At 44.0% G+C, this 26,062-nt stretch carries 26 protein-coding genes; 14 read left to right on the forward strand and 12 right to left on the reverse strand.

What is annotated here, in order from left to right:
- The 3 genes from norV to L3V33_RS06510 form a co-directional block, all read right to left on the reverse strand.
- Positions 1 to 1,506, reverse strand: coding sequence for an anaerobic nitric oxide reductase flavorubredoxin (gene norV / locus L3V33_RS06500; RefSeq protein WP_237290019.1), 1,506 nt, complete (start codon positions 1,504 to 1,506; stop codon positions 1 to 3).
- 366 nt (positions 1,507 to 1,872) lie between these two features.
- Positions 1,873 to 2,529 carry an NAD(P)H-dependent oxidoreductase gene (locus L3V33_RS06505; protein WP_171327577.1) on the reverse strand — a complete coding sequence of 219 codons (657 nt, stop codon included), beginning with the start codon at positions 2,527 to 2,529 and terminating at the stop codon, positions 1,873 to 1,875.
- A 324-nt stretch (positions 2,530 to 2,853) separates the two neighbouring features.
- Positions 2,854 to 3,720 carry a glycerol kinase gene (locus L3V33_RS06510; RefSeq protein ID WP_237290020.1) on the reverse strand — a complete coding sequence of 289 codons (867 nt, stop codon included), beginning with the start codon at positions 3,718 to 3,720 and terminating at the stop codon, positions 2,854 to 2,856.
- A gap of 565 nt (positions 3,721 to 4,285) precedes the next feature.
- Here L3V33_RS06510 and L3V33_RS06515 point away from each other — a divergent pair.
- The 3 genes from L3V33_RS06515 to L3V33_RS06525 all read left to right on the forward strand — a co-directional run bounded on the left by L3V33_RS06515 (position 4,286) and on the right by L3V33_RS06525 (position 8,098).
- A complete protein-coding gene (locus tag L3V33_RS06515; protein WP_054546108.1) occupies positions 4,286 to 6,172 on the forward strand; it encodes a PTS mannitol transporter subunit IICBA in 1,887 nt (628 codons plus the stop codon).
- A 190-nt stretch (positions 6,173 to 6,362) separates the two neighbouring features.
- On the forward strand, positions 6,363 to 7,511 hold the full coding sequence (locus L3V33_RS06520; RefSeq protein WP_237290021.1) for a mannitol-1-phosphate 5-dehydrogenase: 1,149 nt from the start codon (positions 6,363 to 6,365) through the stop codon (positions 7,509 to 7,511).
- 50 nt (positions 7,512 to 7,561) lie between these two features.
- Complete coding sequence (locus tag L3V33_RS06525; protein ID WP_208638372.1) at positions 7,562 to 8,098, forward strand: MltR family transcriptional regulator; 537 nt, start codon at positions 7,562 to 7,564, stop codon at positions 8,096 to 8,098.
- Positions 8,099 to 8,362: 264 nt separating this feature from the next.
- On the opposite strand, the gene nagB is transcribed toward L3V33_RS06525, so the two are convergent.
- Both nagB and L3V33_RS06535 read right to left on the reverse strand, forming a co-directional pair.
- The gene (gene nagB / locus L3V33_RS06530; protein WP_004732731.1) at positions 8,363 to 9,163 is read right to left on the reverse strand and encodes a glucosamine-6-phosphate deaminase; all 801 of its coding nucleotides are present in this window, start codon (positions 9,161 to 9,163) and stop codon (positions 8,363 to 8,365) included.
- A gap of 547 nt (positions 9,164 to 9,710) precedes the next feature.
- Entirely contained in the window at positions 9,711 to 10,064 is a 354-nt protein-coding gene (locus tag L3V33_RS06535) for a DUF413 domain-containing protein (RefSeq protein ID WP_017092459.1), read from the reverse strand.
- A gap of 156 nt (positions 10,065 to 10,220) precedes the next feature.
- On the opposite strand from L3V33_RS06535, the gene L3V33_RS06540 reads away from it, so the two are divergent.
- Positions 10,221 to 11,111, forward strand: coding sequence for a LysR family transcriptional regulator (locus L3V33_RS06540; protein ID WP_004732733.1), 891 nt, complete (start codon positions 10,221 to 10,223; stop codon positions 11,109 to 11,111).
- 275 nt (positions 11,112 to 11,386) lie between these two features.
- Here the strand turns inward: L3V33_RS06540 and L3V33_RS06545 are convergent, their stop codons facing one another.
- Complete coding sequence (locus tag L3V33_RS06545) at positions 11,387 to 11,590, reverse strand: hypothetical protein (RefSeq protein WP_237290022.1); 204 nt, start codon at positions 11,588 to 11,590, stop codon at positions 11,387 to 11,389.
- 236 nt (positions 11,591 to 11,826) lie between these two features.
- Between L3V33_RS06545 and L3V33_RS06550 the strand changes: the two genes are divergently transcribed.
- The 3 genes from L3V33_RS06550 to L3V33_RS06560 all read left to right on the forward strand — a co-directional run bounded on the left by L3V33_RS06550 (position 11,827) and on the right by L3V33_RS06560 (position 14,393).
- Positions 11,827 to 13,203 carry an AlkA N-terminal domain-containing protein gene (locus L3V33_RS06550; RefSeq protein WP_171327574.1) on the forward strand — a complete coding sequence of 459 codons (1,377 nt, stop codon included), beginning with the start codon at positions 11,827 to 11,829 and terminating at the stop codon, positions 13,201 to 13,203.
- A gap of 65 nt (positions 13,204 to 13,268) precedes the next feature.
- Entirely contained in the window at positions 13,269 to 13,751 is a 483-nt protein-coding gene (locus L3V33_RS06555; RefSeq protein ID WP_237290023.1) for a methylated-DNA--[protein]-cysteine S-methyltransferase, read from the forward strand.
- Between the two features lie 255 nt (positions 13,752 to 14,006).
- Positions 14,007 to 14,393 (forward strand): hypothetical protein, encoded by a 387-nt coding sequence (locus L3V33_RS06560; protein ID WP_017075360.1) that lies wholly within the window; start codon positions 14,007 to 14,009, stop codon positions 14,391 to 14,393.
- On the opposite strand, the gene nhaD is transcribed toward L3V33_RS06560, so the two are convergent.
- Complete coding sequence (gene nhaD / locus L3V33_RS06565; protein ID WP_237290024.1) at positions 14,390 to 15,829, reverse strand: sodium:proton antiporter NhaD; 1,440 nt, start codon at positions 15,827 to 15,829, stop codon at positions 14,390 to 14,392. The genes L3V33_RS06560 and nhaD overlap by 4 nt on opposite strands.
- A 248-nt stretch (positions 15,830 to 16,077) precedes the next feature.
- Positions 16,078 to 16,248 carry a hypothetical protein gene (locus L3V33_RS06570; protein WP_198595312.1) on the reverse strand — a complete coding sequence of 57 codons (171 nt, stop codon included), beginning with the start codon at positions 16,246 to 16,248 and terminating at the stop codon, positions 16,078 to 16,080.
- Between the two features lie 534 nt (positions 16,249 to 16,782).
- Here L3V33_RS06570 and L3V33_RS06575 point away from each other — a divergent pair.
- The 4 genes from L3V33_RS06575 (at position 16,783) to L3V33_RS06590 (ending at position 19,574) form a co-directional block, all read left to right on the forward strand.
- Entirely contained in the window at positions 16,783 to 17,520 is a 738-nt protein-coding gene (locus tag L3V33_RS06575) for a nucleoside recognition domain-containing protein (RefSeq protein WP_017075357.1), read from the forward strand.
- A complete protein-coding gene (locus L3V33_RS06580) occupies positions 17,520 to 17,987 on the forward strand; it encodes a YjiG family protein (protein ID WP_004732741.1) in 468 nt (155 codons plus the stop codon). The genes L3V33_RS06575 and L3V33_RS06580 overlap by 1 nt, the downstream gene beginning before the upstream one ends.
- 661 nt (positions 17,988 to 18,648) lie before the next feature.
- The gene (locus L3V33_RS06585; protein ID WP_237290025.1) at positions 18,649 to 19,035 is read left to right on the forward strand and encodes an MAPEG family protein; all 387 of its coding nucleotides are present in this window, start codon (positions 18,649 to 18,651) and stop codon (positions 19,033 to 19,035) included.
- A gap of 8 nt (positions 19,036 to 19,043) precedes the next feature.
- A complete protein-coding gene (locus L3V33_RS06590) occupies positions 19,044 to 19,574 on the forward strand; it encodes a hypothetical protein (protein ID WP_017075355.1) in 531 nt (176 codons plus the stop codon).
- 47 nt (positions 19,575 to 19,621) lie between these two features.
- On the opposite strand, the gene L3V33_RS06595 is transcribed toward L3V33_RS06590, so the two are convergent.
- Together L3V33_RS06595 and L3V33_RS06600 are read right to left on the reverse strand one after the other, a co-directional pair.
- Positions 19,622 to 20,257 (reverse strand): START domain-containing protein, encoded by a 636-nt coding sequence (locus L3V33_RS06595; protein ID WP_237290026.1) that lies wholly within the window; start codon positions 20,255 to 20,257, stop codon positions 19,622 to 19,624.
- Positions 20,258 to 20,517: 260 nt separating this feature from the next.
- Positions 20,518 to 20,994: a YHS domain-containing (seleno)protein gene (locus L3V33_RS06600; protein ID WP_017077045.1), complete on the reverse strand. Its 477-nt coding sequence runs from the start codon at positions 20,992 to 20,994 to the stop codon at positions 20,518 to 20,520.
- A 110-nt stretch (positions 20,995 to 21,104) separates the two neighbouring features.
- Here L3V33_RS06600 and L3V33_RS06605 point away from each other — a divergent pair, with 110 nt between their 5' ends.
- Both L3V33_RS06605 and L3V33_RS06610 read left to right on the forward strand, forming a co-directional pair.
- Positions 21,105 to 21,929, forward strand: a complete 825-nt coding sequence (locus L3V33_RS06605; protein WP_237290027.1) for an AraC family transcriptional regulator — start codon at positions 21,105 to 21,107, stop codon at positions 21,927 to 21,929.
- A 231-nt stretch (positions 21,930 to 22,160) separates the two neighbouring features.
- Positions 22,161 to 23,039 carry a 6-carboxytetrahydropterin synthase gene (locus L3V33_RS06610; RefSeq protein WP_237290028.1) on the forward strand — a complete coding sequence of 293 codons (879 nt, stop codon included), beginning with the start codon at positions 22,161 to 22,163 and terminating at the stop codon, positions 23,037 to 23,039.
- Between the two features lie 124 nt (positions 23,040 to 23,163).
- Here the strand turns inward: L3V33_RS06610 and L3V33_RS06615 are convergent, their stop codons facing one another.
- A complete protein-coding gene (locus L3V33_RS06615; protein WP_237290029.1) occupies positions 23,164 to 24,204 on the reverse strand; it encodes an acyltransferase family protein in 1,041 nt (346 codons plus the stop codon).
- A gap of 122 nt (positions 24,205 to 24,326) precedes the next feature.
- Complete coding sequence (locus L3V33_RS06620; RefSeq protein WP_237290030.1) at positions 24,327 to 25,283, reverse strand: AEC family transporter; 957 nt, start codon at positions 25,281 to 25,283, stop codon at positions 24,327 to 24,329.
- A 175-nt stretch (positions 25,284 to 25,458) separates the two neighbouring features.
- Between L3V33_RS06620 and L3V33_RS06625 the strand changes: the two genes are divergently transcribed.
- Positions 25,459 to 26,052: a TetR/AcrR family transcriptional regulator gene (locus L3V33_RS06625; RefSeq protein ID WP_237290031.1), complete on the forward strand. Its 594-nt coding sequence runs from the start codon at positions 25,459 to 25,461 to the stop codon at positions 26,050 to 26,052.
- The last annotated feature ends 10 nt before the right edge of the window (positions 26,053 to 26,062 follow it).

The following is a 26,062-nucleotide window of genomic DNA, read 5'->3' on the forward strand; positions in this document are numbered from 1 at the left end:
TTACTTCTCCACAAACACTTCTTTGCCTAAATGGCATTCTGGGCAAAGGAAGTCATCCGGCACTTGTGCCCAAGGTGTTCCTGGTTCAACGCCTTGGTAGGGTTCACCCAATTGTGGGTCGTACACCCATTCACAGACAGTGCAGCGCCAGCAAGTGCAGTCTGCAGTGTGTACTGACTTATCTTGAGCTACTTCTGTTTCTTGCTCTGTCGTGTCTTTGAGCTCGGCAGTGGTGTTTGCCGGTGCTGGTGTGGCTTCAAGCGGTGTAACATTGCGTGATACTTGCTTTGGTGCGCTGACTTCGTCTGGATTTACACGCCAAACTTCAGCAAGTGTCATTCCGTAATCAATACATTGGCGAAGTGCGTCTGTATCTGGTTTCCAGTGAATATGCTGAGGTGCGCTCACTTCGAAGTTGGCTTCACGTAAGCGAGCATCGATGCGTTTTACTGCGCCGCCAGTCCACCCTGAAGAGCCAAATGCTGCGGCTCTTTTTTCTGCAAAGCGCAGGCCGTGTACTTCTTCAAGTAGTGCGGCGATTTGCGGCATCATCACATTGTTCATGGTCGATGATCCAACAAGCACGCCCTTTGAACGGAAGATATTGGCAAGGATGTCATTCTTATCGTGCTTAGAGATATTGAAGACCTTGATGGCTGTTTCTGGGCTGCCTTTACGAATACCCTTTGCGATCGCGTCTGCCATCATGCGGGTGTTATTCGACATGGTGTCGTAGACAATGGTGATACGGTCTTCTTTGTAGGCTTTAGACCACTCGTAATATTGCTCAACGATTTGGGTCGCGTTGTCGCGCCAAATACAGCCATGAGAGGTTGCGATAACATCGATAGGCACACCCAAGCTCAATACTTCTTCGATCTTTGCTTTCACTAAAGGTGCGAAAGGCGTCAAGATGTTCGAGAAGTAACGTAGGCATTGATCATGCAACTCAACTTGGTCTAACTGATCATTGAACAGGTTTTCATCACAGTAGTGCTGACCAAAAGCGTCGTTACTGAACAGAATTTCATCGCCAGTCAGGTAAGTCGCCATTGAATCTGGCCAGTGCAACATCTTCATTTCTACAAAGATAAGCTGTTTACCGTTACCCACGTCAAGTGTGTCACCGGTTTTAACGGTTCTGAAGTTCCAGTCTGGCTGGTGATGATGACCAACAATTGAGTTAACACCCGCTTCGGTGCAGTAGACCGGTGTGTTTGGAATTTTGGCTAGTAGCGCTGAGAGCGCACCCGAGTGATCTTCTTCAGCGTGTTGACAAATAATATAGTCGATATCGTTGATGTCGATTTCCATCTCAAGGTTTGCTAAGAATTGCTCAGTAAAGCGGTGGTCAACAGTATCAACTAGAACCGTTTTCTCTTCACGAATCAGGTAGGAGTTATAACTTGTACCTTTGTTCATGTGGTATTCCTTACCATGGAAGTGTTCTGTTTCCCAATCGTGGACGCCGACCCAATGAACATTTGATTTAACGTGAATAGTCATAATGATAATACCTTATTTAAATATCTAAGGCTCCTATTGCACTAGTTATGCCATGTTTTTAAGTATTTGTTTTTATAGTGTTTATTTGGTTTTTAATTGTCATGATGTGTCTTTATGACACTGTTAGATGTGTAATTAAAATGAACTCATCGTGTCTTTATGACTAAGTTGTTGATGGTTGGTAATTGGTAGTTGCTTGGATAAATAACAGATACAAAAAAGGCCAGACGAATGTCTGGCCAAAACAAGGCAGTGTAATCTAACAGTCTAAAGTGCTGTTAAAACTATATTTTTGTAAAACGAAAAAGCGTTTTAGAAATTAAAGCGTTGTAGCTATCAGTACATAATGCATATGTATTGGATTTATTACAGTGTAGTAACCACTTCATCAAGCGCTAGACGCGCTTTTGGTTTACCGTGGTTATAGTCTTCGCCGTCTTTGTGGTAGCCGATAGCCAGTGCTACATCAACAACGTGACCTTCCAGTTCGTCAGCAAATTCTTCGCCGATCAGAGCTGCGTCTACGCCTTCCATAGGTGTTGAAGCGATGCCAAGACGAGCCAGTGTGTGCAGTGTGTTACCTAGCGCGATGTAAACTTGAGACTTAGTCCAGTTACCGTTAAAACCCGTTTCGTCTGTGTTCATTTCTGCGAATGCGTAAGCACCCAAGAATTGCTCGTACATTTCAGCGGGTAGGTGACCAGAGCTTACTTCTGTGTCAGCACGCTTAGCGAATTTCTCTTTAGTGTACTTAGGATCGTGAGCAAACAAGATCGTATGTGATGCTTCTTTCGCATGTGGTTGGTTAAACTGGAACATGTTCTCGAAAGTATTGTGAAAACGTTGTTTTGCTGCGTCGCTCTCAATGATGATGAATTTCCAAGGCTGAGAGTTGATAGAAGAAGCTGATAAACGAAGTGCTTCTTTGATTACTTCCATGTCTTCCGCAGAGATGCGTTTGTCGGCATCGTATTTTTTAGCTGTGTAACGAGTGTTTAGATCAGTAATGATTGGATGAGTCATGTTGAATCCTAATATCTATCAATAATAAATGTTGTAGGGTTTTATGTTCGGTAACGTCAACAATAAACGGATAACGCATTTAGGCTATATCTCTATAGAAGTCGTTTCTAGAACAGTCAGCCTCTAAAAGGCTGAACGCTTAAATGGCTATCGAACATGCCCCAATAAATCGAGTATCTGCGGTAGCTCAAGTCGATGGGTGTAAGATAATAGAAGATTGGCTCGGGAAAAATAGCGAACACATCAAATCACTATGGTTAATAATGTCCACAATGATTTGATTTGTGTGATCTGGGTGTGTGTTGGTTTTCGAAAATCAGCCAGTTAGTACGCCTTGATTCCATATTGGCGTAATAAAGAGGGAAGTACGCTGTCGAGGTTTGGGATATCTTCAGGGTTAAGTTCAATCAAGCTAAAACCATGCTCTTGGTAAACTTTCTTGGTCGCACTTCGTTTGTCTTCTTCTATAGAGCCTGAATCTGTTCCCCAGAACTGAATGTATACTTTGCCGCTTGGCAGGTAGAAATCGCTCATTACTTCCTTTGATATCGGGAGCGGACGTTCATAGGCATGAACCACTCCCGCCATATAAAGCCAGTTATCAATGATCAGCTCTCCCTTTGAACGTACATAATGTCCGTCTAAGGTTCGGTGTTTCGCCTCAAATTTCTGACGAAAGCTAGAAAACGAGACATCGGTAGAGTGGCTTTCAGCATCATGCCCTAGAAATTCGACAACAGACTGCTTCAAACGTTTATTGCGAACCAATGAATCGTGCCATACCACAAATAGGTTTTGAGTCGCTTTATCTTCCCTTTGCTCACCGCCTGCTTTTAAGCCTGTTGAGGTGACATGCCAACCATCTTCTTCACGTGTTATCCAACCAAGCTCGCTGAGCAACAGGTTAATTTTTTTTGCGCTAAGTTGAAAGGCACTGCCTAGTTGAGTTGCCGTTAGCGTTTTTCCAGAGAAAGAATCTAGGTCGATGAGTAGTTTTTCTGGCCAGACAATAAAGACACCAAACTTCTTGTGTTCGACATACTCCCCACCAAAGCTTTCGCCTCGTTCTGTGAGTACCCAACGCTCCTGTGAACGCACGATATAGCCAGCTGTTTTCAAATCACTGAATAGAGCCTTTGCTTCTATCCCTTTTTGTTTGGCTAGTGCTGATGTGGAAATCTTGTCTGGCATAGTCTGTTTCTCAATTAGCAGTAGAACTGCTGATTAATGTTGAGGGGCTGTTGTATAGAATAGGGAAATACAATAACACAACTGTTGATACTAACTGCAGTTCACTGGTCCATGTTTTTAGTGAGTATTCGCTCTCATTTTGAATGTTAAGCAAAATGTCGCCTAATTTGTAATTAAATTACAGTTTTAGGGTTTTTACCCATCTTGGTGCATATTTATTATTCGTAACACGATGTTCTTTTATACGGGTTATATAGATCTCAGATGCTATATTTTATTAAGTGTGATTTGCATCACCATTTATTTTTAAGTATTACAAAATAAAACGTGATCTAGATCTTGTGTTAATGATATCTATTCTCATTAATTTGGCTTTGTAATTTAAATTCATGATGTTTTTGTGATCTAAGGTGTACTCGTTAACCCGAAAGTGTTTTTTGCGTGTGATGGCTATCACGAAAGTTGGGCTGAGGTGCATTTTAAAAATGTTGTGATACATTTTAATCGACTTTTGAGTACACACTTTCGGTCATTTGACCAACCAATACATTACGGGGTTCTACCTATGTTATCACCAGAAGCAAAGATTAAGGTTCAAAACTTTGGTCGTTTCTTATCCAATATGGTAATGCCAAACATCGGCGCATTCATTGCGTGGGGTTTCATTACTGCACTATTCATTCCAACGGGTTGGTGGCCTAACGAAACGTTAGCATCAATGGTTGGCCCAATGATCACATACCTACTACCACTATTGATCGGTTATACCGGTGGTAAAATGGTTGGTGGCGACCGCGGTGCCGTAGTGGGTGCTATCACAACAATGGGTGTTATCGTTGGTACTGATATCCCAATGTTCATGGGTGCAATGATTGTAGGTCCACTGGGTGGTATCGCAATTAAGAAATTCGATGAAGCTGTTCACGGTAAAGTGAAGAGTGGTTTCGAAATGCTAGTGAACAACTTCTCTGCTGGCATCATCGGTATGATCTGCGCAATCATCGCATTCGTTGTGATTGGTCCTGCAGTTAAAGTACTGTCTGGTGCTCTTGCTGCTGGTGTTAACGCAATGGTTGAAGCTGGTGCCCTTCCTTTAGCTTCTATCTTTGTTGAACCTGCGAAAATCCTTTTCCTAAACAACGCAATCAACCACGGTATCTTTTCTCCATTAGGTATCCAGCAATCTGAAGAGATTGGTCGTTCAATTTTCTTCCTAATTGAAGCGAACCCAGGTCCTGGTTTTGGTCTTCTACTTGCTTATATGGTATTTGGTAAAGGTAGTGCGAAACAGTCTGCTGCTGGCGCATCTATCATCCACTTCCTAGGTGGTATCCACGAAATTTACTTCCCTTACGTACTAATGAACCCACGTCTAATTCTTGCTGTTATCGCAGGTGGTATGACAGGTGTATTCACTAACGTAATGTTTGATTCTGGCCTTATCTCTCCAGCATCTCCAGGTTCTATCTTTGCAGTTCTATTGATGACGCCAAAAGGCTCTTACGTTGGTGTTGTTCTTTCTGTTATCGCATCAACCGCTGTGTCTTTCATCGTAGCTTCAATCCTACTTAAGACTGCAGCTCAAGGTGACGACGAAGATTCACTAGAAAAAGCATCAGCGCAAATGAAAGACATGAAAGCGTCTTCTAAAGGTGCGGCATCAGGTGCAAACGTGAACCTAACTGATGTAGAAGCAGTGTACGTAGCGTGTGATGCGGGTATGGGGTCAAGTGCAATGGGTGCCGGTCTACTGCGTAAAAAAGTAGAAGCAGCAGGCCTGAACATTGTGGTAACCAACTACGCAATCAACAATCTACCAGCTGATTCGCAAATTGTTATTACACACAAAGACCTAACAGACCGTGCACGTAAAACCGTACCAGGTGCAATGCATATGTCTCTTAACAACTTCTTAGATGGTGCTGTATACGACCAGCTAGTTGCAGACCTTGTAGAAGCAAAAAGTGGCGAAGCAAAAGCGCCAGTGACTGCAGCCGCTCCTACACAGAAAGGCAACAAACTTGCACTAACTAACGACAGTATCTTCCTTGGCCTTAAAGCCACGCAGAAAGAAGACGCTATCAAGTTTGCTGGCGACCAGTTAGTAAAACTTGGCAACGTGTCACCTGAATACGTAGACGGTATGTTTGCTCGTGAAGAGCTTGTGTCTACTTACTTAGGCGAGTCTATCGCGGTACCACACGGCACAATCGAAGCAAAACAATACGTACAAAAAACCGGCATCGTGTTCTGCCAATACCCTGAAGGCATTCAGTGGGGCGAAGACGAAGATGATATCGCTAAGATGGTTATCGGTATTGCAGCACAAGGCGATGAACACAACATGGTGTTGATGGCTATTACCAATTCACTTGATGACGAAGAAGCAGTGGAATGCTTACAGAACACAACTAACCCAGATGATGTTCTACGTATTCTAAACGGAAATTAATACGCTCTAGTCAAGCTCCTGAGTGAAGGAGGCCGGTGTCCCCCCACTGGCCTCATTTTCGGTCTTACTCTTTATCGGTTTATTAAAGATTCAGTCTGAATAGCTTACTGCTTAATGCCTAGGGCACGTCGTCAAGGCATGTTGTTGAGCCGTTAGCTATCTAGATTCAAATATTTATAAGGTCAAAATTATGAAAGCGTTACATTTTGGTGCAGGTAATATCGGTCGTGGTTTCATTGGTAAGCTTCTTTCTGATGCAGGTATGAAGGTTACGTTTGCTGACGTAAATGAAACGGTTGTAAATGCGTTAATTGAACGCCAAGAATACCCAGTTAAGATTGTTGGCGAAGAGTGTGTTGTGGAAGTGGTTAAGAACGTGACAGCAGTAAACTCAGCGACAAGCGTTGTAGTAGATTGCATCGCTGAGTCTGATCTTGTAACAACAGCGGTAGGCCCAACGGTTCTTAAGATTATCTCTAAATCGATCGCTCAAGGTATTGAAAAACGTGCTGCGGCAAACAACACGGCACCAATGAACATTATCGCGGCAGAGAACATGGTTCGCGGTACTAGCCAATTAAAGGCAGCAGTGTTAGAGCACCTTTCTGATGAAATGAAAGCGTTCACGGAAGAGCACATTGGCTTTGTTGATTCAGCGGTTGACCGTATTGTTCCACCGGCAGAAGCGGGCGAAACAGACCCTCTAGCCGTAACCGTTGAAACGTTCAGCGAGTGGATCGTAGATCAAACACAATTTAAGGGTGAGATTCCAAACATCCCAGGTATGGAATGCACTGACAACCTAATGGCTTTCGTTGAGCGTAAACTGTTTACCCTTAACACTGGTCACTTAGTAACAGCTTATCTTGGTGTGCTTGCTGGCCATGAGACAATCAAAGATTCTATTGAAGACGCCGTGATCCGCGCTGAAGTAACTGCAACAATGGAAGAAAGCGGTGCTGTGCTTATTAAGCGTTACGGTTTTGACCCGGAAGCTCACGCAGCCTACATCCAAAAAATCCTTGGTCGTTTTGCTAACCCGTTTCTACGTGATGAAGTAGACCGTGTTGGTCGTCAGCCAATTCGTAAACTGAGCCCACAAGACCGCCTAGTCAAGCCATTAAACGGCACATTGGAGTATGGTCTTCCAAATGCTCATCTCGTAAAAGCGATTGCAGCGGCTTTCCATTACAAGAATGAAGATGACCCTCAAGCGGTTGAACTTCAGGCAATGTTCGCAGAAAAAGGGTTTGCTGAGACATTAGCGCATTATTCTGAGCTGAATAGTAACTCAGAAGTTGTTAAACTAGCGGAAGAAGCTTATCTAGCATTGAAATGATAAACCATCAAAGTGCCACACCAGTGGCACTTTCTTATTGTCGAGCCGTTATGCCAATACAAACTAGCCACGAAACTGAATTACTCGAAGCCCTATCTGAAGCTGAGAGCGCTAGCGCCTGTCTAATGGCGGCTTACGATGCATTGGATGACACGGTAGATGCCGTATTAAAAAACATTTTCAAGAAAGACGACACGGCAATTAAATTTGTTGTTGAACCACTTCTCAACAGTGGCGGGCCGTTGGGCGAGATTATGATCCGCGCTAAGCTACTATTAGGGCTTGGTGTGATCAGTAAAGAGCTCTACGATGATTTAGAGATTTTCGTTACCTTGAAAGAGTGGGCGAAAATACAGGGTGAAGACACCAGCTTCACAGAAGTCGACGTTATATTTGAGCTTAACAAGGTGCACGCGGTTCAGCGTATCATGCCTATCGAATATGATGCGGAGATGGTGGAAACCATGTCTGGCCCAATGCTTCAAATGTTCTTGGGTCGACACAATCAGAAAGTGAAGTCGACGATCGTTTTGGCTATCACTGACATTATCACGACTTTATGCCGAGATAACGCACTGAGTTCTTAGCTCTAGTTTGCAGTCCTGCTTATCTTGTTTCACATCCTACATATCTTGTAGCTGTTCGTTCGTTTCAATCCAAAGCTTAAAATGATGGCGGTTTCTCTCGTTGGAGAAATCGCTTTGTTGTTTTTGTGTCTATAAAAAATACCCGAAACCTCTCTTCCCATTAAACACAAAAGCAGCAGGTACAAAAAAAGCCACATTCAGTGGCTTTTTCTATTCAAGACGCTCTCTTTATTAAAAACGCCCTTCTATCCAAGACGATGCGGATTATAGGTCTTGGATGTTCTCAGCTTCTAACTCTTGGAAGTAGCGTAGAGTCTTAACTTTTAGCTCTTGTTGAGCTGGCTCATCAGCAACGATGATAGCTTTACGGTGCATCTGTAGAGCTGTAACAGTCCACATGTGGTTTACAGAACCTTCGATAGCCATTTGAAGCGCTTGCGCTTTGTTGTGGCCTAGAGAAAGGATCATTACTTCTTCAGAATCTAGAAGAGTAGCAACACCGATAGTTAGTGCGTATTTAGGAACTTGGTTGATGTCGCCATCGAAGAAACGAGAGTTCGCGATACGAGTGTCTTCAGTCAACGTTTTGATACGAGTGCGTGAAGATAGAGAAGAACCTGGCTCATTGAATGCGATGTGACCGTCGATGCCTACGCCGCCCATGAATAGGTTGATTTTGCCGTATGAACGGATTTTCTCTTCGTATGCTGCACAGTGAGCATCGATGTCTTCAGCTTTGCCGTCTAGCAGGTTGATGTTTTCTGCTTGAATATCAACGTGGTTGAAGAAGTTCTCGTGCATGAATGTGCGGTAAGATTCTGGGTGGTTAGGGTCGATACCAACGTACTCATCCATGTTGAATGTTACAACGTGCTTGAAGCTTACTTCGCCCGCTTTGTGTAGTTCAATTAGCGCAGCGTAAGTAGTTAGAGGTGTGCTACCAGTAGGAAGACCTAGAACAAATGGACGCTCAGCAGTAGGAGCGAATTTGTTGATAGAATCTGCGATGTGACGAGCAGCCCATTTACCTACTTTAGCTTTGTTGCTTAATGGAATAAGTCTCATTGATTTTGCCCCTAGAAATAAAATTTTATAGTGTTCTGAAACATTAATTCGCATTATAAAATAAGTTATTAAATTCCGCTATTGTTTTAGGTCAAGTTTTTGCTTTTTTCGTCGTATCTGTGACCAGAACTCTCAAATTTGCACAATTATTGTATGGATATTTGGTAGCGTTAAACAAGATTAATACGTTTGTCATATATCGTCAGGTGGTTTTGATTCAGGGTCTGAAAGATCAACAAGCTTCGTTGAGTGGATGGTCAGGAGTGCAATGGACGTATGATCAAAGAGTGATACTTATGTGGCACTGCCGTGCAAAAAAGAGGAGAAAAAGTGAGAAAGTATCACCGACAGGCGTGAATGAGCATGGGTATATTTAAGAATAGTGATCATTCAAAGCTATCACTATGAATTTTATATAAATATTGGTAAAACTGGACAGGTTGGCTAAACTTACTAATTACGAAGAAGATGCGTGTTTGTTTTAAGTTGCCACTAATATGCTGTGAAAAAAGCCCAAAGTGATTAGGTATCACTTTGAGCAGTTTTACTAATCTTCTAACACTAACTCTCTGTCGTATTCTTCCCTAGGCACTTCACCGCGTTTGCAGCCGTTTAGGGTATGAAAGCGACGGCGTCCACGAGCCAGTTGAATGTACTTCAACCAAACACGGTCTAACTTGGACTTAGCCTTATGAGGGTGAGCCAATACTTTGATGAAATGTCTTTCTTCAGCATTGGTCGGTGTTAGTTCACCAGTCTCAAGTGCAAGCATAGTGTCACCAAACAAGGTTAGGATTTCTTCTTCTGAAAGAGTAAAATCACCTGACTTAGCGAACCCTCGTGGGAATTTAATGGTGTCATAAAAACGTTTTTTTCCGTGTCGGAATTCGGTCTCAGACATATCAGCCTCAGTAATGTGGTTAGATAGAAATTAGTGTTTATTGCTCACGCGAAAATATTGTTAAAAGGCTAAAATAGGAAACAAAACGTTTTTGCCTTTACGATAAACAATCCTAGATCGGCTAGTTAGCAGATTTATTACAGAGATGTATTTTTGATGGATGTGAAAGTATTTAGAACCTTTCTTGAGGTTGCAAGGGTGCGCCACTTTGGGCGCGCAGCTGAAAACTTGTATTTAACACAAGCAGCGGTGAGTGCGCGGATCAAACAGCTTGAAGGCTATTTTGATACTCAGCTCTTCATTCGTGACCGCAATAACATCAAGCTTACCTCTTCCGGTGAGCGTTTGATTGGTTATGCTGAAGTGATGGTATCCACCTTACAACAAGCCAAGTTTGAGCTGTCGTTAGAGAGTGGAAAAGCCTTGCAGTTAACACTAGGTGGCACTCCGAATATTTGGGATGCGTATCTGCAAAACTGTTTAAGCGTAGTGACCGATTCTTTTGGTGGTTATGGCTTCATGGCTGAGGTGATGGGGCGCGAGCAACTGAACCGTAATTTGCTAGAGCGAACCTTAGATATGGCTTTCGCCTTCGATCAGATTAAAGCAGAAGAGCTGAACTGTAAAAAAGTCGCTGATTTGGTTTTGGTGCTGGTATCAACGCAGCAAGATGATCTGGAATCTGTGTTCCAACATAAGTATGTGTATGTTGATTGGGGAACGCGCTTCGGTTCAGAACACGCAGAACGTCACCCTAAAGTTCCAGCTCCGTATTTACGTACCTCTACGGCTCGTATTGCCCTCGATTTCATTTTAGAGAAAGGTGGCAGTGCGTATTTACCTGTTTCTATGGTTGAACCTTTTATCGATTCGGGTCAGCTGCATAAGGTGAAAGGGGTAGAAGATTGGTATCGCCCAATTTATCTCAGCTACCGTAAAAGCAGCACCTCGGTTGATGCGATCATGCAGGTTGAGAAGCTGGTTAACGAGATTGACCCATCGACCGCCTACACGCTGCAACAAGCCGCTGAACAAGCACCTGAGTAACGGCTATATGTTGTAATGAATATCGTGTGTTGCAACCAATATCAGCTTGCTGAAATATGCGTTGCTGAATTAACTTTGTTGATTAAATAAAAGTTGATTAAATAAAAAATGGCTCCTAACTAGTTATATAGTTGGGAGCCATTTTCGTTTTAAACCAGAGATGATCTTCATTGCCAAATCAGAGATAACCCTAACTCGGATAAATCAGTTTAAGCCTGGTATGCGTAACCTTTTTTAAAAGCCCTATCACTTCAAAGCACTATTCTTCGAAAATTCTAGAGATTCATTAGATTCTCAATGGACTCTTCAAGAGAGTGTGACATGTATGAATGGATTTGATTTCCATCGGTAGCGTCAATCTCAATTTTAGAAATCCCCTTACTCGCTTCGTCTTCAAGAAAGCTGAGAGACTGCTCGACTGATTGACTGGTGAGAACCTGTTGGTTTGATAAAACAATACGACACGTGTGAAGAACCATAGCCTTTTCCTTTTTATATTCGACAGGTCTCTGCATCTTAGTGTGCTAAGTACCTATCGTTGACGTTGTGAGAAGAGTTTCTTCTCAAGGTTAAATTTAGTCGAATTGCGTAAAAAGAAAACCCTTTTTTGTGATTTATCTAACCTTCAGTTCCGAAAGTGGCTAGCGACAATGACAGTTCACGGTAAACTTTTAGGTATCGGAGTAAAAGTTATGGCAAATGGGAAGAGCACAGCATGTCGAGAAATATTCATCACAACAGTACGTTAACGAGTGAGCAGTGCCATTTGGCTCGATATGCGCGAGACGCTCGCTTTGACGGAATGTTTTTTACAGCGGTAAAAACCACCGGAATTTTTTGTCGTCCGATTTGCCCAGCAAGCCCGCCCAAAGAAGAAAATGTCGAGTATTTTTCTCATCAAGCTCAAGCCTTGAAGGCTGGATATCGCCCATGCTTACGTTGCCGGCCAGACAGCGCACCTTTTTCTCCAGCTTGGAAAGGTGTTGAAACGACTTTCTTGCGTGCTTTACAGTTGATTGATCATGGTGCGCTGAACTCAGGATCAATCGTCGACCTTGCCACTCGATTAGGTATTTCAGACCGCTATTTACGAACCTTATTCGATAATTACATCGGCGTGTCGCCAAAGCAATATAGCCTTTATAGCCAATTGATGTTTGCCAAGCAGTTGCTGCACACCAGTAGCATGAGCATTACCGATGTTGGCTTTGCGAGTGGTTTTAATAGCACGCGTCGTTTCAATGATGCCTTTCTAAAAGAGCTGCAGCTCTCGCCAAGCCAAATCCGACGAACAAAGCTAAGTGAAAACCTGAGCAATCATATTCAGCTAGTCTTTCACGGCCCATTAGACTGGAAGCATTTACTGGGTTTCTATCGACGAAGAATGATTGAGGGCTTAGAAGACGTTGGCGAAGACTATTACAAGCGCACAGTGAATGTTAATGGGTCAAAGGGTTGGTTCAAGGCCACTTTGGCTAAAGAGAACCGCTTAGATATTGAATTTGAGTTGGACGATATAAGCCAGTTAAGAAGCTTGATTGCGAACATTCGACGCATGTTCGATCTTGATGTCGATATTGCCAAAGTTGAGGTCTTCTTTACAACCATTGACCCCAACTTAGTGGCTAAGAGTGGCATCCGCATTCCTGGCGTGTGGAGTGCTTGGGAAGCCGGAGTAAGAGCGATTCTCGGGCAGCAAGTTTCGGTAACCGCGGCGATTGGGCAGCTTAACTTGTTGGTCAAAGAGCTTTCTGATGCACATGAGAAGGTCAGCTTCCCGACACCTAAACAGATAGCGGAGGCTGATGTCAGTTTCTTAAGAATGCCGGGAAGCCGCAAAGAGACCTTAAAGCGTTTTGCTGAATACATGGTCGACAATGAAGCAGAGCACCCTTCCAAATGGATTGAGCTAAAGGGCATTGGGCCTTGGACGATTCAATACGCGCTGCTTCGCGGGTTAAGTGAACCTAACCACCTGTTGGTTGGCGATTTGGTGGTGAAGAAGTTCATTGAGCATCGCCCCGCCATCAACACAGAGAGTGTTTCGCCTTGGGGTAGTTACGCCACGTTCCACTGTTGGAATCAGTCTTAGTAGAAAGAACAATCTACAAACATCAGTAATCCACAAACATCTGCAGTAGCAGGCTAGGAGAGATTATGACTAACCGATTTACTTATTATGAGAGCCCATTGGGAACCGTGACGTTACAGGCGAACGAAGAAGGGCTGCTCGGCCTTTGGTTTGAAACATACACCACCAAGCCAGAACAGTTAGGCGTTCAAGATGCTAGCTTTCCGATCTTTGAATTGGTCGCCGACCAGCTCAACCGTTATTTTTCTGGTGAAGCAATCCAGTTTTCTGTACCGATCGCAGCTAAGGGCACGCCATTTCAGCAGTCGGTTTGGCAGGCGCTTACTACCATTCCTTATGGAGAAACATGGAGCTATGCACAATTAGCCGATGCGATTGGTAACCCCAAAGCGGTGCGGGCCGTGGGTTTAGCGAATGGAAAAAATCCGGTGTCAGTGATTGTGCCGTGTCACCGTGTGATTGGTAAAAATGGCAAGCTGACCGGGTATGCGGGTGGTGTAGAACGAAAGCAACGCTTGTTGGTTATCGAAGGACGAGAACAAGAGTAAATAGGTTCTGTAGAGAGTGGTGGTGGGCTTTATCGAAAGTGGTTGGATAGTGTATTGCGATGTATTGCGCACAAATCGCTAGTGAGCACTAATGTGATTCATAGATTCATAGATTCATAGATTCATAGATTTAGAATTAAAGAATTAAAGGGTTAGAGACGTAAAGAGTGACTTTGCAATAAAATTGGCGCTTTCTGGAAAATACTTGTTTGGTTGCATATTATTTAACTATGTTCTCTAGGCAAGGATGCCCAAATGAATAGTCGTCATTCGTTAATCTTCGGTTGCTGTGCCGCGTTATTGTTGTCCGGTTGTTTAACTGACACCAGTCGTCCCTTCGAAGTACCACAACTTGTTTTGTTCAAAGGCATGTATGAGAACGCTGATAATGACAGCTATTTGCTGTTTGAATCTGGGCAAGTGACTTATCAAACAACGAACAATACCGTCACTCGTACGTATCGTGTCGAAGATGACTTGATCAGTATTAAGTTAAACTCCGCAAATAGTCGAGTTGACCCGGGGTTGGTAATGCGAATTCAACATGAGGGGGCGGTGCTCACCTGCAACCGATGTCCAGCGATGCAACTAAGCAACGTCTGGACAAGGGTTGAGAAGCCTTTGGGTGACTCCTCTTATTAGAAAAGATCACCATTAAGCCATAGGTGAGCGGCGATGCTGACGACATAACCAATCATGATCACTGGCATCCATTTTAAATGTCCAAAGAAGGTGTATTTTCCATGCGCCGCACCCATTAAAGCCACGCCTGCTGCACTACCAATTGACAACAAACTACCACCGACGCCCGCGGTTAAGGTGATCAGTAGCCAGTTGCCCATCGACATTTGGGGTTCCATGGATAACACGGCAAACATAACCGGAATGTTATCGACAATAGCCGATAAGATCCCCACCATGACGTTGGCCCAAATTGGATCCCATTGGCTATACATCACGCCCGAGGCTAATTCCAAGTATCCAAGTAAACTCAAGCCACCGACACACATTACGACGCCGTAGAAGAACAGCAACGTGTCCCATTCGGCATGCGACACTCTTCGAAATACATCGAATGGCACAACAGAACCGAGTCGTTTCAGGGCGCCTTCATCGTTATTGGCGATCGCCACCGCTTTTTTCTTCGCGAGTGAGTTGGGTAAAGTCTTACGTAAGTAATAACCAAAGAACTGAAGGTAGGCGAGCCCCATCATCATCCCCATCACAGGAGGGAAGTGGAGCACGGCGTGGAAAGCAACCGCGGTCGCTATTGTCATGATGAACAAGAAGACGATTCGTCTTGCTCCACGCTTTAATTCGATGTGCTGATGAACCGTGTCAGGTTGAGTCGTCGGAACAAAGTAAGACATGATCAGGGCTGGAACAAGGTAGTTCATCACTGAAGGAATAAAGAGAGGAATGAACTCGGTAAAGCTGACATGGCCAGCCTGCCATACCATCAGCGTTGTGATATCTCCAAATGGACTAAATGCGCCGCCAGCATTGGCTGCTATGACAATGTTCACACACGCGAGATTGACAAATTTAGGGTTAGAGCCTGCGACTTTAAGAACCACTGCACACATTAATAGGGCGGTGGTGAGGTTATCGGCAATAGGGGAAATGAAGAAGGCCAGAATACCGGTTATCCAGAACAGAGAGCGGAAATTAAAGCCTTTGCCTACCATCCACGCTTGCAGCGCATCAAACAGTCTTCTCTCTTCCATGGCACTAATGTATGTCATGGCGACGAGTAGAAAGAGTAATAGCTCGGCGTATTCCAGAAGGTTGTGTTCGAGCGCTTGTTTGGCGACTTCAACAAGGTTGTGTTCTTGGTAGATAAAACCAATGATGATCCAGATCAGGCCCGCCGCAAGTAGAACGGGCTTGGATTTTCGGAGTTTTAGGTATTCTTCCATCATCACCACGATGTAGGCGACAACGAAAATGGTCAGCGATAAGTAGCCAGCAAATGAACTGGTTAGCTTGAGCGGTTCTCCCAACTGAGAAGTGGCAGCGCCTGCTACCGTAGAAAAAAATAATAAAGAGAGAACAGCAGAAAGCTGGATACCTAACATGGATTACGCTCCAAAGTTAATAAGTCATTAACACGGGTAAAAGCGTAGACCTAAAAATCTAGGTGGGGTGTGATAGATATCTTAATAATTCAATAGATTATAGTGAAAACAATAGACGGTGCTGAAAATATTTAACTGGGCGAAAGCATTAATCTGAAGTGAAAGCATCAAATTGGTTAAAAGCCTTAGACTAAGGATAAAGCTCTACCAGCCTTATTGCCGATAGAGCTTTCCCTAAACTGCCAACATCATGCCGCATTACGATCAAACGTCATTGTTTGTTCTGCGGCACATATTTCAACAGGCCAGCCATAGGATTGGTATTCCATCGCAAGTTGGTCCGCTACTGCGCGAGATACCGTTGCTGTGATCCATGAGCCCTTGCCCATTACTTGATATTTAAGTGTTTTCATTTCCATCGTAATCACCGTTTTCCTTCTATATTGGCTGCGCGAAGTCTATAGCACCTCTATTGGCTGGAATTTCGAATTGAGCTCAAATCCTTTATAAAATGGCTCATCGTTTGAGCTCAGCTCAAAACTCAACCAATGAAAGGTAAACGTTTACATTTTTGGAAGAAAAATCGCAATTTAAGTGTTTGTATTATAATTAAATTAAAACTGTGTGCTGCAAGCTATGTAAGAGATCTCTTACGTAATTATCAGAGATCAGCCTGCATGAAGGTTTTTCTCTTCAAGCCTGATCTATGTGTTGATTCTGTGTGTTTTCGGTTGCGTTGTTGAAGCGGATTTTGTTTAGTTTTGTATGTGAAATATTCGAATTTATGCAGTGTATATTTCTATATTTGAATTCAAATCACAGTTTTATATGTTGCTATGGTTCTTATATTTAAACTTATACGCTATTTGATTTTGGTCAGTAACCTCTTGCCCGTAAGTTTGCACTATCTATACGTGTTCTGTTCCACATAAACGAGATGTATAGAGGTCCCTATGACTAATCCAACCACAACCGACCGTAAAGTTACGATCGGAAGCTATATTGCACTCGCTTTTGCGATTGTGTTCTTTTCAGGCTTAATGCAGTCCAATGAATGGTATGGGGTGCTCGATTTTACGACGCTCAATGGCTCATTCGGTAAGGTTGCCTACGATGTAAGTGAAACCGCCGATGGTATTCAAGCTGCAACCACTTCATTACGCGGTAAAGGCGGTAGCGGTGCTCGCGACGGTTTCATTTTTGCTTTGACACTTATTCCGACCGTGATGTTTGCACTAGGTATGATCAACGTTCTTGAGCACTACGGTGCTCTTGATGCAGCTCGTAAGCTACTTACTCCGCTACTTCGTCCTTTGATGGGTATTCCGGGTAACTCAGGCTTGGCACTGATTGCGTCTCTACAAAGTACCGATGCTGGCGCGGCAATGACCAGACAGCTGAAAGATGAAGGGCATTTAACTAAGCGAGAAACAGACGTATTCACCATGTTCCAGTTCACGGCTGGTGCCGCGATCGTTAACTTTTTCTCGTCGGGTGCAGTGTTGTTCACTCTTACTGCGATGGACGGTTCTCTGGCGGTAACATCGTCAATTGGTCTTGCGGTTGCTGTGATGTTTATCTTCAAATTTGTTGGCGCAAACTTGTTCCGTATTTATCTCAATATTACTGAAGGCAAAGAAGACAAACCAAAAGCAGATAAAGAACAAAAACTGGAAGAGGAAGTAGCATAATGAGCGAAGTTAAAGCAAAGAAACCAATGGTTACTGATATTTTCGTAGAAGGTGCTAAGAAGGGTTGGGTAATTGCGACAACCTCTACAGTGCCTAATGTTCTGATGGCGTTTGTCATCATCAAGGCGTTGCAAATCACGGGTGCTCTTGACCTGATGGGCAGCGTGTTTGCGCCTATCATGGCGGTATTTGGGTTACCGGGCGAAGCGGCGGCAGTATTGATTGGCGCGTGGATGTCTATGGGCGGTGCTGTGGGCGTGGTGATCACGCTGTTTGACCAAGGTATCTTGAACGGAACTCATATCGCTATCTTAGCGCCAGCTATCTACTTGATGGGCTCTCAGGTGCAATACATGGGCCGTATCATGGGGCCAATTGGTACTGAAGGTCGTTATATTCCAGTGATGATCGCGATTTCAGTATTGAATGCGTTTGGTGCGATGTTCTTGATGAATATTATTCTATAACTTTTGTAGAACGACAGTTCTCGAAACTTTTTTAGAGTTTATGGCAAATGAATTGCTAATGAGACTTTTCAAACGCTGAAAAAAGGAAACCCCGTTTGGCTTTCACCAAACGGGGTCTATTCTTTTCGTAGCCATCCTGCTACTGCGCGTTACTTATCTTTCAATAGATAACGAATGCTCCCTGCATCGTTCCTTGACGTGGCTAAATCCTTTAACCTATCCAATTCGTCGCCTTCCTAGCGGTGTCCTTCAAACTCATCTTCCTGATAAGTGACTCTATCCTAGAGTAATAACTTCCATGCAGATAACTCATCCTAAGCCATCAAATCTTCGTCCTGAAGATACCTAATCCGTTAGGCTTTTTCCTGTTCCTGCCAACTCCCTGTCGACATGTGTATTAAACACTCTGGAGGCTTTGCTCGCAATCTACCCCAAGAAAAAAATGCAGTCGTTAGCCGAAAGAAATATGCGTGGATTCATATAAAACAAGGGGTTGAGTTTGTATTTTGGGAATTTTCTGCGAAGCTTGATTGTGATCTCTTACGTTCGATGTAAGAGATCTCTTACAAACTTTCGGGCTCGACTATCATTTTGCGTTGACCGCATCAATGAATTGATGGGTAATGGATGATGAATAAACACCAAGTAATAGGGAAATATAATGGTTACAGCACTTTACGCAGCCTTGCTTGCGGTCGTAATGATCTGGTTAGCGATCGAAGTTATTAAGCAGAGGCGAATTAATCTTGTCGCTCACGCCGATGGCGGTGTTGAGTCGTTGCAGATAGCACGTTCTGCACAAAGCAACGCAATGGATTACATCCCAATTACTATTATCCTGATGGGATTCTTAGAGATGAATGGTGCCAATGTTTGGTTTATTCATGTGCTCGGCGTAGCGTTTCTGATAGGACGAGTGATTCATGCAAAAGGGATTTTAGCGAAGAACTTCAAAGGCCGAAAAGTAGGGATGGTGTTAACGCTTATCTGCATGATCTCTTTGATTGTCCTAAACTTAGCTTACCTACCTTTTGATAAAATGTTCTAGGGAGCATTATGGCATTGCGCCTTCCTCCTGCTTGGGCAATTGTCCTCGCAGGTCTCATACTTAACGTCATGGCGATTGTCATGTCGAGTTTGGTGTTAGACAAAATTGAAGCGGAGAAAGCGGAATACAACGATCGTAAGTATGGCAATGTGTACTCGATACAACTGGCCTGGAACACGATTGAAACCCTAGAACGTAAGCGTGAAGCCATTTTGATTCACCTTGATAAGCTGTCAACAGATGCGACTCAACCGACCCCGGCTCTTGATGAAGCGTTGCGTGGGCAGCTTAGGCGTTGGGTGAGTGATGAAGTGCCGGTTATCTCATTGGCTAACTTATCTCAGCTTATGATGTTGATAAACCGTGCCCAAGAAGCACAAAGAACACGAATCGACGACTATTATTTGGATAACTTGACGTTAGTTGAGTTGATACAAAGACTCGACGAAAAAATGGCTTTCTATAAAAACATCGCCTTGTTTCTTCAGGTGTTTGGTTTAGCACTTATCTTAGCTCGAGACTTAGCAAGAAGACCTTAACAAGAAAACCTTAGAAGTTGATCTTTCCATTGCTGGTACCTGTAACTCTAGCGAGACTCGCTTGGCAGGTTAGGGTGCTGTTGGCCTTGGTACTTTGGTAGCTGTTCTTTTAACCCCTTGAACGTGCTTAGTGCACTGCCGATCGACAACTTGTTCATCAACCAATTGGGTAATATTCCCCCCGCGTTCGCATAAGCGGTGTAGGTGATGTAGGTATTGCCATTGGTGAGCGGTTGCAGTGTCCAAAGTGCATCCACATCATAAATTCGAATATACCCCGACTCTTTCGCCAAATAGTTAGACGCATCCTTAATCGACAAGACAAACTGTCCATCCTCGATGCTGTATTGGGAGTAGGTCACCATGTCTCGATCTCTCGCGGGCCAAGGTGCGGTGAACTGGGTATAGACGATATTCTCTGTATTAGAAATCTGCATTAATACTCGGCTTTCGGAGACGTTGTCGAGCCAATTCGGCACGTTATCGCTGTCTTCCAGCAACAGTAAAAAACCGGAGTAAGTGGTGGGCGTTTGCATTTGTGCTCGTATCTCTACTAAGCCTTCACTGTGAGGTCTCTTATCAATGATGATGCCGTCTTCACTTTTGACGAACTGCCATTGAGCCGCATAAGTCAGTGTTGATAAGGCGCAGAGCCCAAGTACAAAAATCCTAGGTAATATCATTATTCTTCCATAAAAAGAAAAACTTATCTTCTAGGAGTATAGAATATAAATGGGCTTGATTCGTGCTAAAGGCTGACGGGTTTTTCCTGATTTGAGCTGCGCATCGCTATTTATTGTGGTGATGCCAATAGCTGGAGGCGTATTAAGATTTGGAACGTCGAAATGAAAACGGAAGCGTTCGGTCGCTTCCGCTTTTATTAATGGGCAATGGATAAAGGTTAAAGTTACTAGGCTAAAACTTGTAGGTTAAAGCTTATAGACTAAAGCTTATAGGCTTCTACGGTTTTGATCGTCGTCCAGTTGCTGTTGGCGTCTTGGATGAACTCTTGCGTATCTTCCAACCATCGTTTTTGTACTGATTTGTCTAAGTTCAGATACAGCTTTCCATCTTCGACTTTCCAAGCGTTAGGGTCGGTCTCAAATTTCTTACCCATAGCCACACCAAAGGCGCAATAGCCACCGTATTGAGGCGCATAAGCTTCAGGGTTGGTGCGGAACTGATCTCGGTTGTCACTGTTTGCGAACTGATAAATAGCGTTCTTATAAGTAGCAGTGAATTCTGATGAACCTTGAACGGCACCAGCATCAGTAAAGTAAGCCACTGGGTCATAGCCTTTGATCGCGATGTCATTGCTATCAACGCTCATGTCGATGTCTGCTGCCATCAGTGAAAAGCTGGTTCCTAGTAACGCGGCCAATAGAGTGATTTTTTGACTGGTCGATTTCATGTGTGACATATCAAGTTCCTTGTCAGTGTTGGTTATCTTGTTTGAAGTAATTTAGCCCACTCGTCCGGTCTATAGAGGGACAAAAGAACTTAAAAGTAAGCGAATCGTTCGGAGGATGCATGGATCTGCTTTCACAATTAATGGAACACTTCTCGATACGTACCGGTGTTTTCTATTCTGGCAATTTGTGCGGAGTGTCGTCATTTAAGCCGCAACAGGGTAAAGAAGGGCATCTTCATGTATTGAGCGCGGGTGAGTTGACCTTGTCTAGCGCGCACACGGAGTACAGGCAACTGTCACAGCCCTGCATTGTTTACCTTCCAAATAGCACACCACATGTGATTGAAGGTGTGGGAGACGGTGCTGAGGTCGTGTGTGCGAATGTCGAATATCGTTCAGGGCAGATGAATCCTTTATTGTCTGCTCTGCCTGACGTGATAGTGATTCCGTTTGCGGATGCACCTAACTTAATGCCAGTGATTGAGGTGCTATTTCGAGAGTCGAGCCAAGAGTCATCTGGGCAACAATATCTAATGGATAAGTTGAGTGACGCCTTGATGGCTTTGATTTTTCGTCATCTCATTGAACAGCAGCAAATTGATCAAGGGGTATTCTCAGCCCTAGCTCATCCACGATTGGCTTCGGTGGTTACGGCCGTTCACCTATTGCCTGCTCGCCACTTTTCGATTGCGGAAATGGCGTCACTGGCCGCGATGTCTCGAACTCAGTTTATTGAAGCGTTCAAACGAGAAGTCGGTGAGACGCCTGGAGATTATGTGCAAAAGTGGCGAGTCTCAGTGGCTCAATCCCTCTTATTGCAAAATAAGCCCATCAACTGGGTTGCTGATGAAGTGGGTTACAGCAGCTATTCGGGGTTTTCACGCGCTTTTCAGCATGTTGCTGGGGTGTCACCGCGCCTTTGGCTAAAGCAAAATGTATCGTGAAACGCTCGGCAACCTTACCCAATATATGGCTATTCGCATCGGGCTGGTCTATGTTTTAGCGGAAATTGTGCAGAGTTTGTTCTTTTCTCAAAAGAGGGTCTAAAAAGGTGGACTTTTTGAGCTTGTCGTAACATCCTGCTCGTCCTATTTTATCTAGACACCAATGAGACGAAGTGCCTGCTGGACATTATTCAGCCTCCCGTATCTCATTAAAGTATTAAGGAGTTCAACTTGAACCTATTTGTAAGAGACCTTACCGTTATCGATTCTTCATACATCTGTGAACACAGAGGGGTCGTAGGAGATAGTTGGATTTTAGATGTCACCATGTCTGGTGAACTTAATGAAATGAGCATGGTGCTGGATTTTAGCAAGGTCAAAAAGCAGATCAAACACCTCGTTGATGAGCACGTTGATCACCGTTTGCTACTGCCGATGCAAAGCGCTGCAGTTGTTCTTCAAGCGAGCAAAGCGGGCTACTCTAAGGTTGATGTGTTGCGTGGTGACAAGAGTCTCTACCTACATTGCCCTGACGAAGCATACTGTCTGATTGATGCAGAGGCGATCACCATCGAGAGTGTGACCGCTCATGTTTATCATATTCTGCGTGATAACCTTCCAAGTAACGTCACTGGGTTAGAGATCACCCTACGTCATGAGAACATTAATGGCGCGTTTTACCACTATACCCATGGTTTGAAAAAGCATGATGGCAACTGCCAACGCATCGCACATGGCCACCGTTCTCCAGTCGAAATCTTGGTTGATGGTCAGCGTGACGAACAACGCGAACAGGCGTTTGCTCAGCGCTGGGAAGACATTTATTTAGGTTCTAAAGAAGACCAAGTTTCAGTTTCATCACTTAATCTGAGTGAACACGCGCAAAGCGTTAATGATGAAAGCCACTATGGCTTCCGCTACACGGCGCCTCAAGGTGAATTTGAGCTAGCGATTGCTAAGAGTGAAACAGAGATTTTGCCGACAGATACCACAGTAGAATTACTGGCAGGCTATATTGCGGATCAAGTTGAGCCGAGCCTAGCAGAGAACCAATCACTACAGATCGTCGCTTATGAAGGGGTCGGTAAAGGTGCGATGGCGTTCCTATAGCACCTCACGAGTGAGATAATCTCGGTTCCAATATGATGAAAGAAAGGCAAGATATTAAGTTATCTTGCCTTTCTTTTTTGTGGCTCTTTAAAATTGATTTAGCGGATAGTTTTAGGCATAAAGACTAGCGAAGTAGCACGCGTCGCAGTGGCGTTTTTTCGATCCCAACGACCAACAAGAAACTCAACAATACGGTGCCAAAAAATACCGTAACGTCTTTTGCCAATTCCGTAATGCCTAAGACTCCACAGACATTGAACAACACAATAATGATCAGTAAATGGCTTACGTAGATACCCAGCATACGATTCGAAATGGCACGAACCCAAGCGTAGTTACCCATGTTTGGATTTGCTAAAAGCCACATGAACACGCCCATCCCCCATAGCGCCGTGCCAAACAAGAAATCATTCATGTTGAATCCGACGTCGAACGTGGTGAGCCATGCCGCCTCAGCAAAGTGAATCAACATGCCTAACGCTAATAACCCCCACGCTTTAGTTGATGACACCTTCCATTGATTCTGACGAATAAGGAAACCTAAGGTCACCATTAACGTGCCAAAGAACGGGCCATTACGCGTGAAGAAGGGTGCTTCTAATCCGGTCAGCGTTGCGTAGCTTCCTGCCAAAACACCATAGCCATAGAGCGCTATGGCTATCGGTAATAGAAGTTTGTTGAGCTTCAACTCAACCAATAAAGCGATGACCAACACTGCGCAAACAAGGGCTGGAATAAACCACAAGTGAACCAGCCCACCCTCTAAGAAAGAGTTGAGCGGGGTGTTCATTAAAAAGCCCCAGTAGCCTTGGCGTTCGCCTAAGTAACCCAATTCTTCAACCTTAGCGAGATTAAATGGCATGACTAGGCAGATGACGCTCCATACCAACCAAACTTTGAGTAGTGGTTTGGAGTAGTTGATGAAGGTTGTCCAAGGCGACGCTGTGAGCTTGGGTTGGATCAGATAGCCGGAAATCAGAAAGAACAGAGGCACGGCGAAGCGAGCGACTTGGTTAAGCACATAACCAATCCATGGCACTTCATCGATTTGCCAATAAGTAAGTGCCATTTGGCCGTGTAAGCCAATGATCGCCAAGATAGCAATCACTCGACCCAACTCGATACTGGCGATGCGCTGTGAAGGCGTATGTTGAACGGAAGACATATCAGATCTCTAAGAAAAATTTCGTAAAATCTAACAGTCTTTATGTGGAATCAGTTAGTCCTAAATCAAAGCTGGAGGCCTTTGATTTAAGGCTTATATTGATTTTTTGAAGCCTGTCGCAGCTATATTAAATCCATTGCAGTTAATGCAAATATGCCAAGTGTGCAAGTGATAAGCGAAACGACAGTGGTTAGCGCGATAATATTGGCGGCCAATGTGGAGTTCCCACCCATCGCACGCGCCATAACATAGCTTGCAGCTGCGGTTGGCGCTGCGCTCATCAAGAAAATAAGACCAAGATCTAACCCTCTAAAACCGAAGAACAGGGCAGCTAGAGTGATCAGTAGCGGAGCCAAAACCAGTTTGTATCCCGTAGAGAACCAAGTTGGGCCTTTATCTTTTTTCAGAGAGCGTATATCAAGCGACCCTCCAGTACATAGCAGGGCTAATGGTAACGTCATATTGGCAAAATACTGCCCTGCATCTGTCACCATTTTCGGTACTGGAATCGATAGTAAGTAGAACAAAACACCCATAGTGATCGATATAATAAGAGGGTTTTTGGTGAGCGTTTTAACAATCACTTGAATGGCTTTGTCACCCGACTCTTGACCTTTCGGGGTGAGCGCGATAACTGCCTGAATGTTATAGAGAACCGTCAGCGAGGCGACATAAAGTGCAGCGAGCGCGACACCGTCGTTGCCGTATATATTGGCAACATAAGCAAGCCCGATAATAGCAGTGTTGGCACGAAAGCCACCTTGTACTATGACGCCTTGGTCTTGAGGCTTTTTAAAGGCTATTTTGGTGCTTACTGTGGTGAATACGAAGAAGGCTAGGTTGGCGACTAAGCCAAAAATGACAAGCTTTCCACTTGCGGCAAAGTCGTGGTTAGACTGAACAATGCTCAAAAACAGCATTGCAGGCAGGGTGACTTGAAACACGACCTTGGATGCGACATCAATGAAGTTGTCATTGATTAAGCCGATTCGCTTGAGCATGACACCAAGAAACAGCATTAAACAGATGGGGCCTGTCACCGAAGCCGAAAACGCAAACTGTTCCCAAAGTGTGTTCATTCTCTTTCCCTAGTTATTAAACTCAATAATCGGTTAGCTCAAATTCCTTTGAATACTGTCGCATTTTTCCACAATTCTTTGATAATACAAAATGAATACCAAGGGTTAAGTAAAAAACTTGAAAAAAAGTACGAACGTGCTAAAAATAAAGCATCAGATTTATTATTGGTGAATAATGAGCAAAGGAAAGATAACCAAAGAGTATATTTTGAGCCATGCATTTTCACTTGCGAGTGAGAATGGTCTTGAGAGTTTGACGATTGGCGAATTAGCCAAGCAGTGTGGTATGTCTAAGAGTGGATTGTTTGCGCACTTCAACTCTAAAGAGAACCTGCAACTCTCTGTACTCGAATATTCCAATGCCATATTCACTGAAAGAGTCATCATTCCGGCGAGAGAGTTGGGCGACGGTGATATTGAAGCTAAGCTGAAACAACTGCTCGATAACTGGCTGGGCTGGAACCATTCGTTCCAAGGCAGCTGCATGTTTATTGACGCTTGGAAAGACGCTGGCAGCGAAACCTCTGTGATTCAGAAGGCACTGCAGAAAACCATTTCAGTGTGGATTGACTACTTTACGATTCAGGTAGCAAAAGCGGTTGAGAGCAAACAATTCAGAGCCGATTTAGACCCGAAACAGGCAACCTTCGAGTTGTACGGTCTCTACTTAAGCGCGAACTTGTTCTACTCATTACGAGGCCAACAAGCCAGCCACACGCATTTTTGGAGTGGTGTAGAGCGCTTGGTAGCCAGTTGGAAAGCGGTTTAATACATACAGC

The sequence above is a fragment of the Vibrio sp. A2-1 genome (assembly GCF_021728355.1).
Classification (GTDB): Bacteria; Pseudomonadota; Gammaproteobacteria; order Enterobacterales; family Vibrionaceae; genus Vibrio; species Vibrio splendidus_K.

What these genes read in the sequence shown, in the direction of transcription:
- L3V33_RS06550 (WP_171327574.1), top strand. Translation starts at nt 11,827, where the DNA reads ATGTCGAGAAATATTCATCACAACAGTACGTTAACGAGTGAGCAGTGC.
- L3V33_RS06590 (WP_017075355.1), top strand. Translation starts at nt 19,044, where the DNA reads ATGGCATTGCGCCTTCCTCCTGCTTGGGCAATTGTCCTCGCAGGTCTC.
- L3V33_RS06580 (WP_004732741.1), top strand. Translation starts at nt 17,520, where the DNA reads ATGAGCGAAGTTAAAGCAAAGAAACCAATGGTTACTGATATTTTCGTA.
- L3V33_RS06615 (WP_237290029.1), bottom strand. Translation starts at nt 24,204, where the DNA reads ATGTCTTCCGTTCAACATACGCCTTCACAGCGCATCGCCAGTATCGAG.
- L3V33_RS06510 (WP_237290020.1), bottom strand. Translation starts at nt 3,720, where the DNA reads ATGCCAGACAAGATTTCCACATCAGCACTAGCCAAACAAAAAGGGATA.
- nagB (WP_004732731.1), bottom strand. Translation starts at nt 9,163, where the DNA reads ATGAGACTTATTCCATTAAGCAACAAAGCTAAAGTAGGTAAATGGGCT.
- L3V33_RS06600 (WP_017077045.1), bottom strand. Translation starts at nt 20,994, where the DNA reads ATGTCACACATGAAATCGACCAGTCAAAAAATCACTCTATTGGCCGCG.
- L3V33_RS06560 (WP_017075360.1), top strand. Translation starts at nt 14,007, where the DNA reads ATGAATAGTCGTCATTCGTTAATCTTCGGTTGCTGTGCCGCGTTATTG.
- L3V33_RS06570 (WP_198595312.1), bottom strand. Translation starts at nt 16,248, where the DNA reads ATGGAAATGAAAACACTTAAATATCAAGTAATGGGCAAGGGCTCATGG.
- L3V33_RS06595 (WP_237290026.1), bottom strand. Translation starts at nt 20,257, where the DNA reads ATGATATTACCTAGGATTTTTGTACTTGGGCTCTGCGCCTTATCAACA.
- L3V33_RS06525 (WP_208638372.1), top strand. Translation starts at nt 7,562, where the DNA reads ATGCCAATACAAACTAGCCACGAAACTGAATTACTCGAAGCCCTATCT.
- L3V33_RS06605 (WP_237290027.1), top strand. Translation starts at nt 21,105, where the DNA reads ATGGATCTGCTTTCACAATTAATGGAACACTTCTCGATACGTACCGGT.
- L3V33_RS06540 (WP_004732733.1), top strand. Translation starts at nt 10,221, where the DNA reads ATGGATGTGAAAGTATTTAGAACCTTTCTTGAGGTTGCAAGGGTGCGC.
- L3V33_RS06575 (WP_017075357.1), top strand. Translation starts at nt 16,783, where the DNA reads ATGACTAATCCAACCACAACCGACCGTAAAGTTACGATCGGAAGCTAT.
- L3V33_RS06625 (WP_237290031.1), top strand. Translation starts at nt 25,459, where the DNA reads ATGAGCAAAGGAAAGATAACCAAAGAGTATATTTTGAGCCATGCATTT.
- L3V33_RS06515 (WP_054546108.1), top strand. Translation starts at nt 4,286, where the DNA reads ATGTTATCACCAGAAGCAAAGATTAAGGTTCAAAACTTTGGTCGTTTC.
- norV (WP_237290019.1), bottom strand. Translation starts at nt 1,506, where the DNA reads ATGACTATTCACGTTAAATCAAATGTTCATTGGGTCGGCGTCCACGAT.
- L3V33_RS06545 (WP_237290022.1), bottom strand. Translation starts at nt 11,590, where the DNA reads ATGGTTCTTCACACGTGTCGTATTGTTTTATCAAACCAACAGGTTCTC.
- L3V33_RS06555 (WP_237290023.1), top strand. Translation starts at nt 13,269, where the DNA reads ATGACTAACCGATTTACTTATTATGAGAGCCCATTGGGAACCGTGACG.
- L3V33_RS06505 (WP_171327577.1), bottom strand. Translation starts at nt 2,529, where the DNA reads ATGACTCATCCAATCATTACTGATCTAAACACTCGTTACACAGCTAAA.
- nhaD (WP_237290024.1), bottom strand. Translation starts at nt 15,829, where the DNA reads ATGTTAGGTATCCAGCTTTCTGCTGTTCTCTCTTTATTATTTTTTTCT.
- L3V33_RS06520 (WP_237290021.1), top strand. Translation starts at nt 6,363, where the DNA reads ATGAAAGCGTTACATTTTGGTGCAGGTAATATCGGTCGTGGTTTCATT.
- L3V33_RS06585 (WP_237290025.1), top strand. Translation starts at nt 18,649, where the DNA reads ATGGTTACAGCACTTTACGCAGCCTTGCTTGCGGTCGTAATGATCTGG.
- L3V33_RS06535 (WP_017092459.1), bottom strand. Translation starts at nt 10,064, where the DNA reads ATGTCTGAGACCGAATTCCGACACGGAAAAAAACGTTTTTATGACACC.
- L3V33_RS06620 (WP_237290030.1), bottom strand. Translation starts at nt 25,283, where the DNA reads ATGAACACACTTTGGGAACAGTTTGCGTTTTCGGCTTCGGTGACAGGC.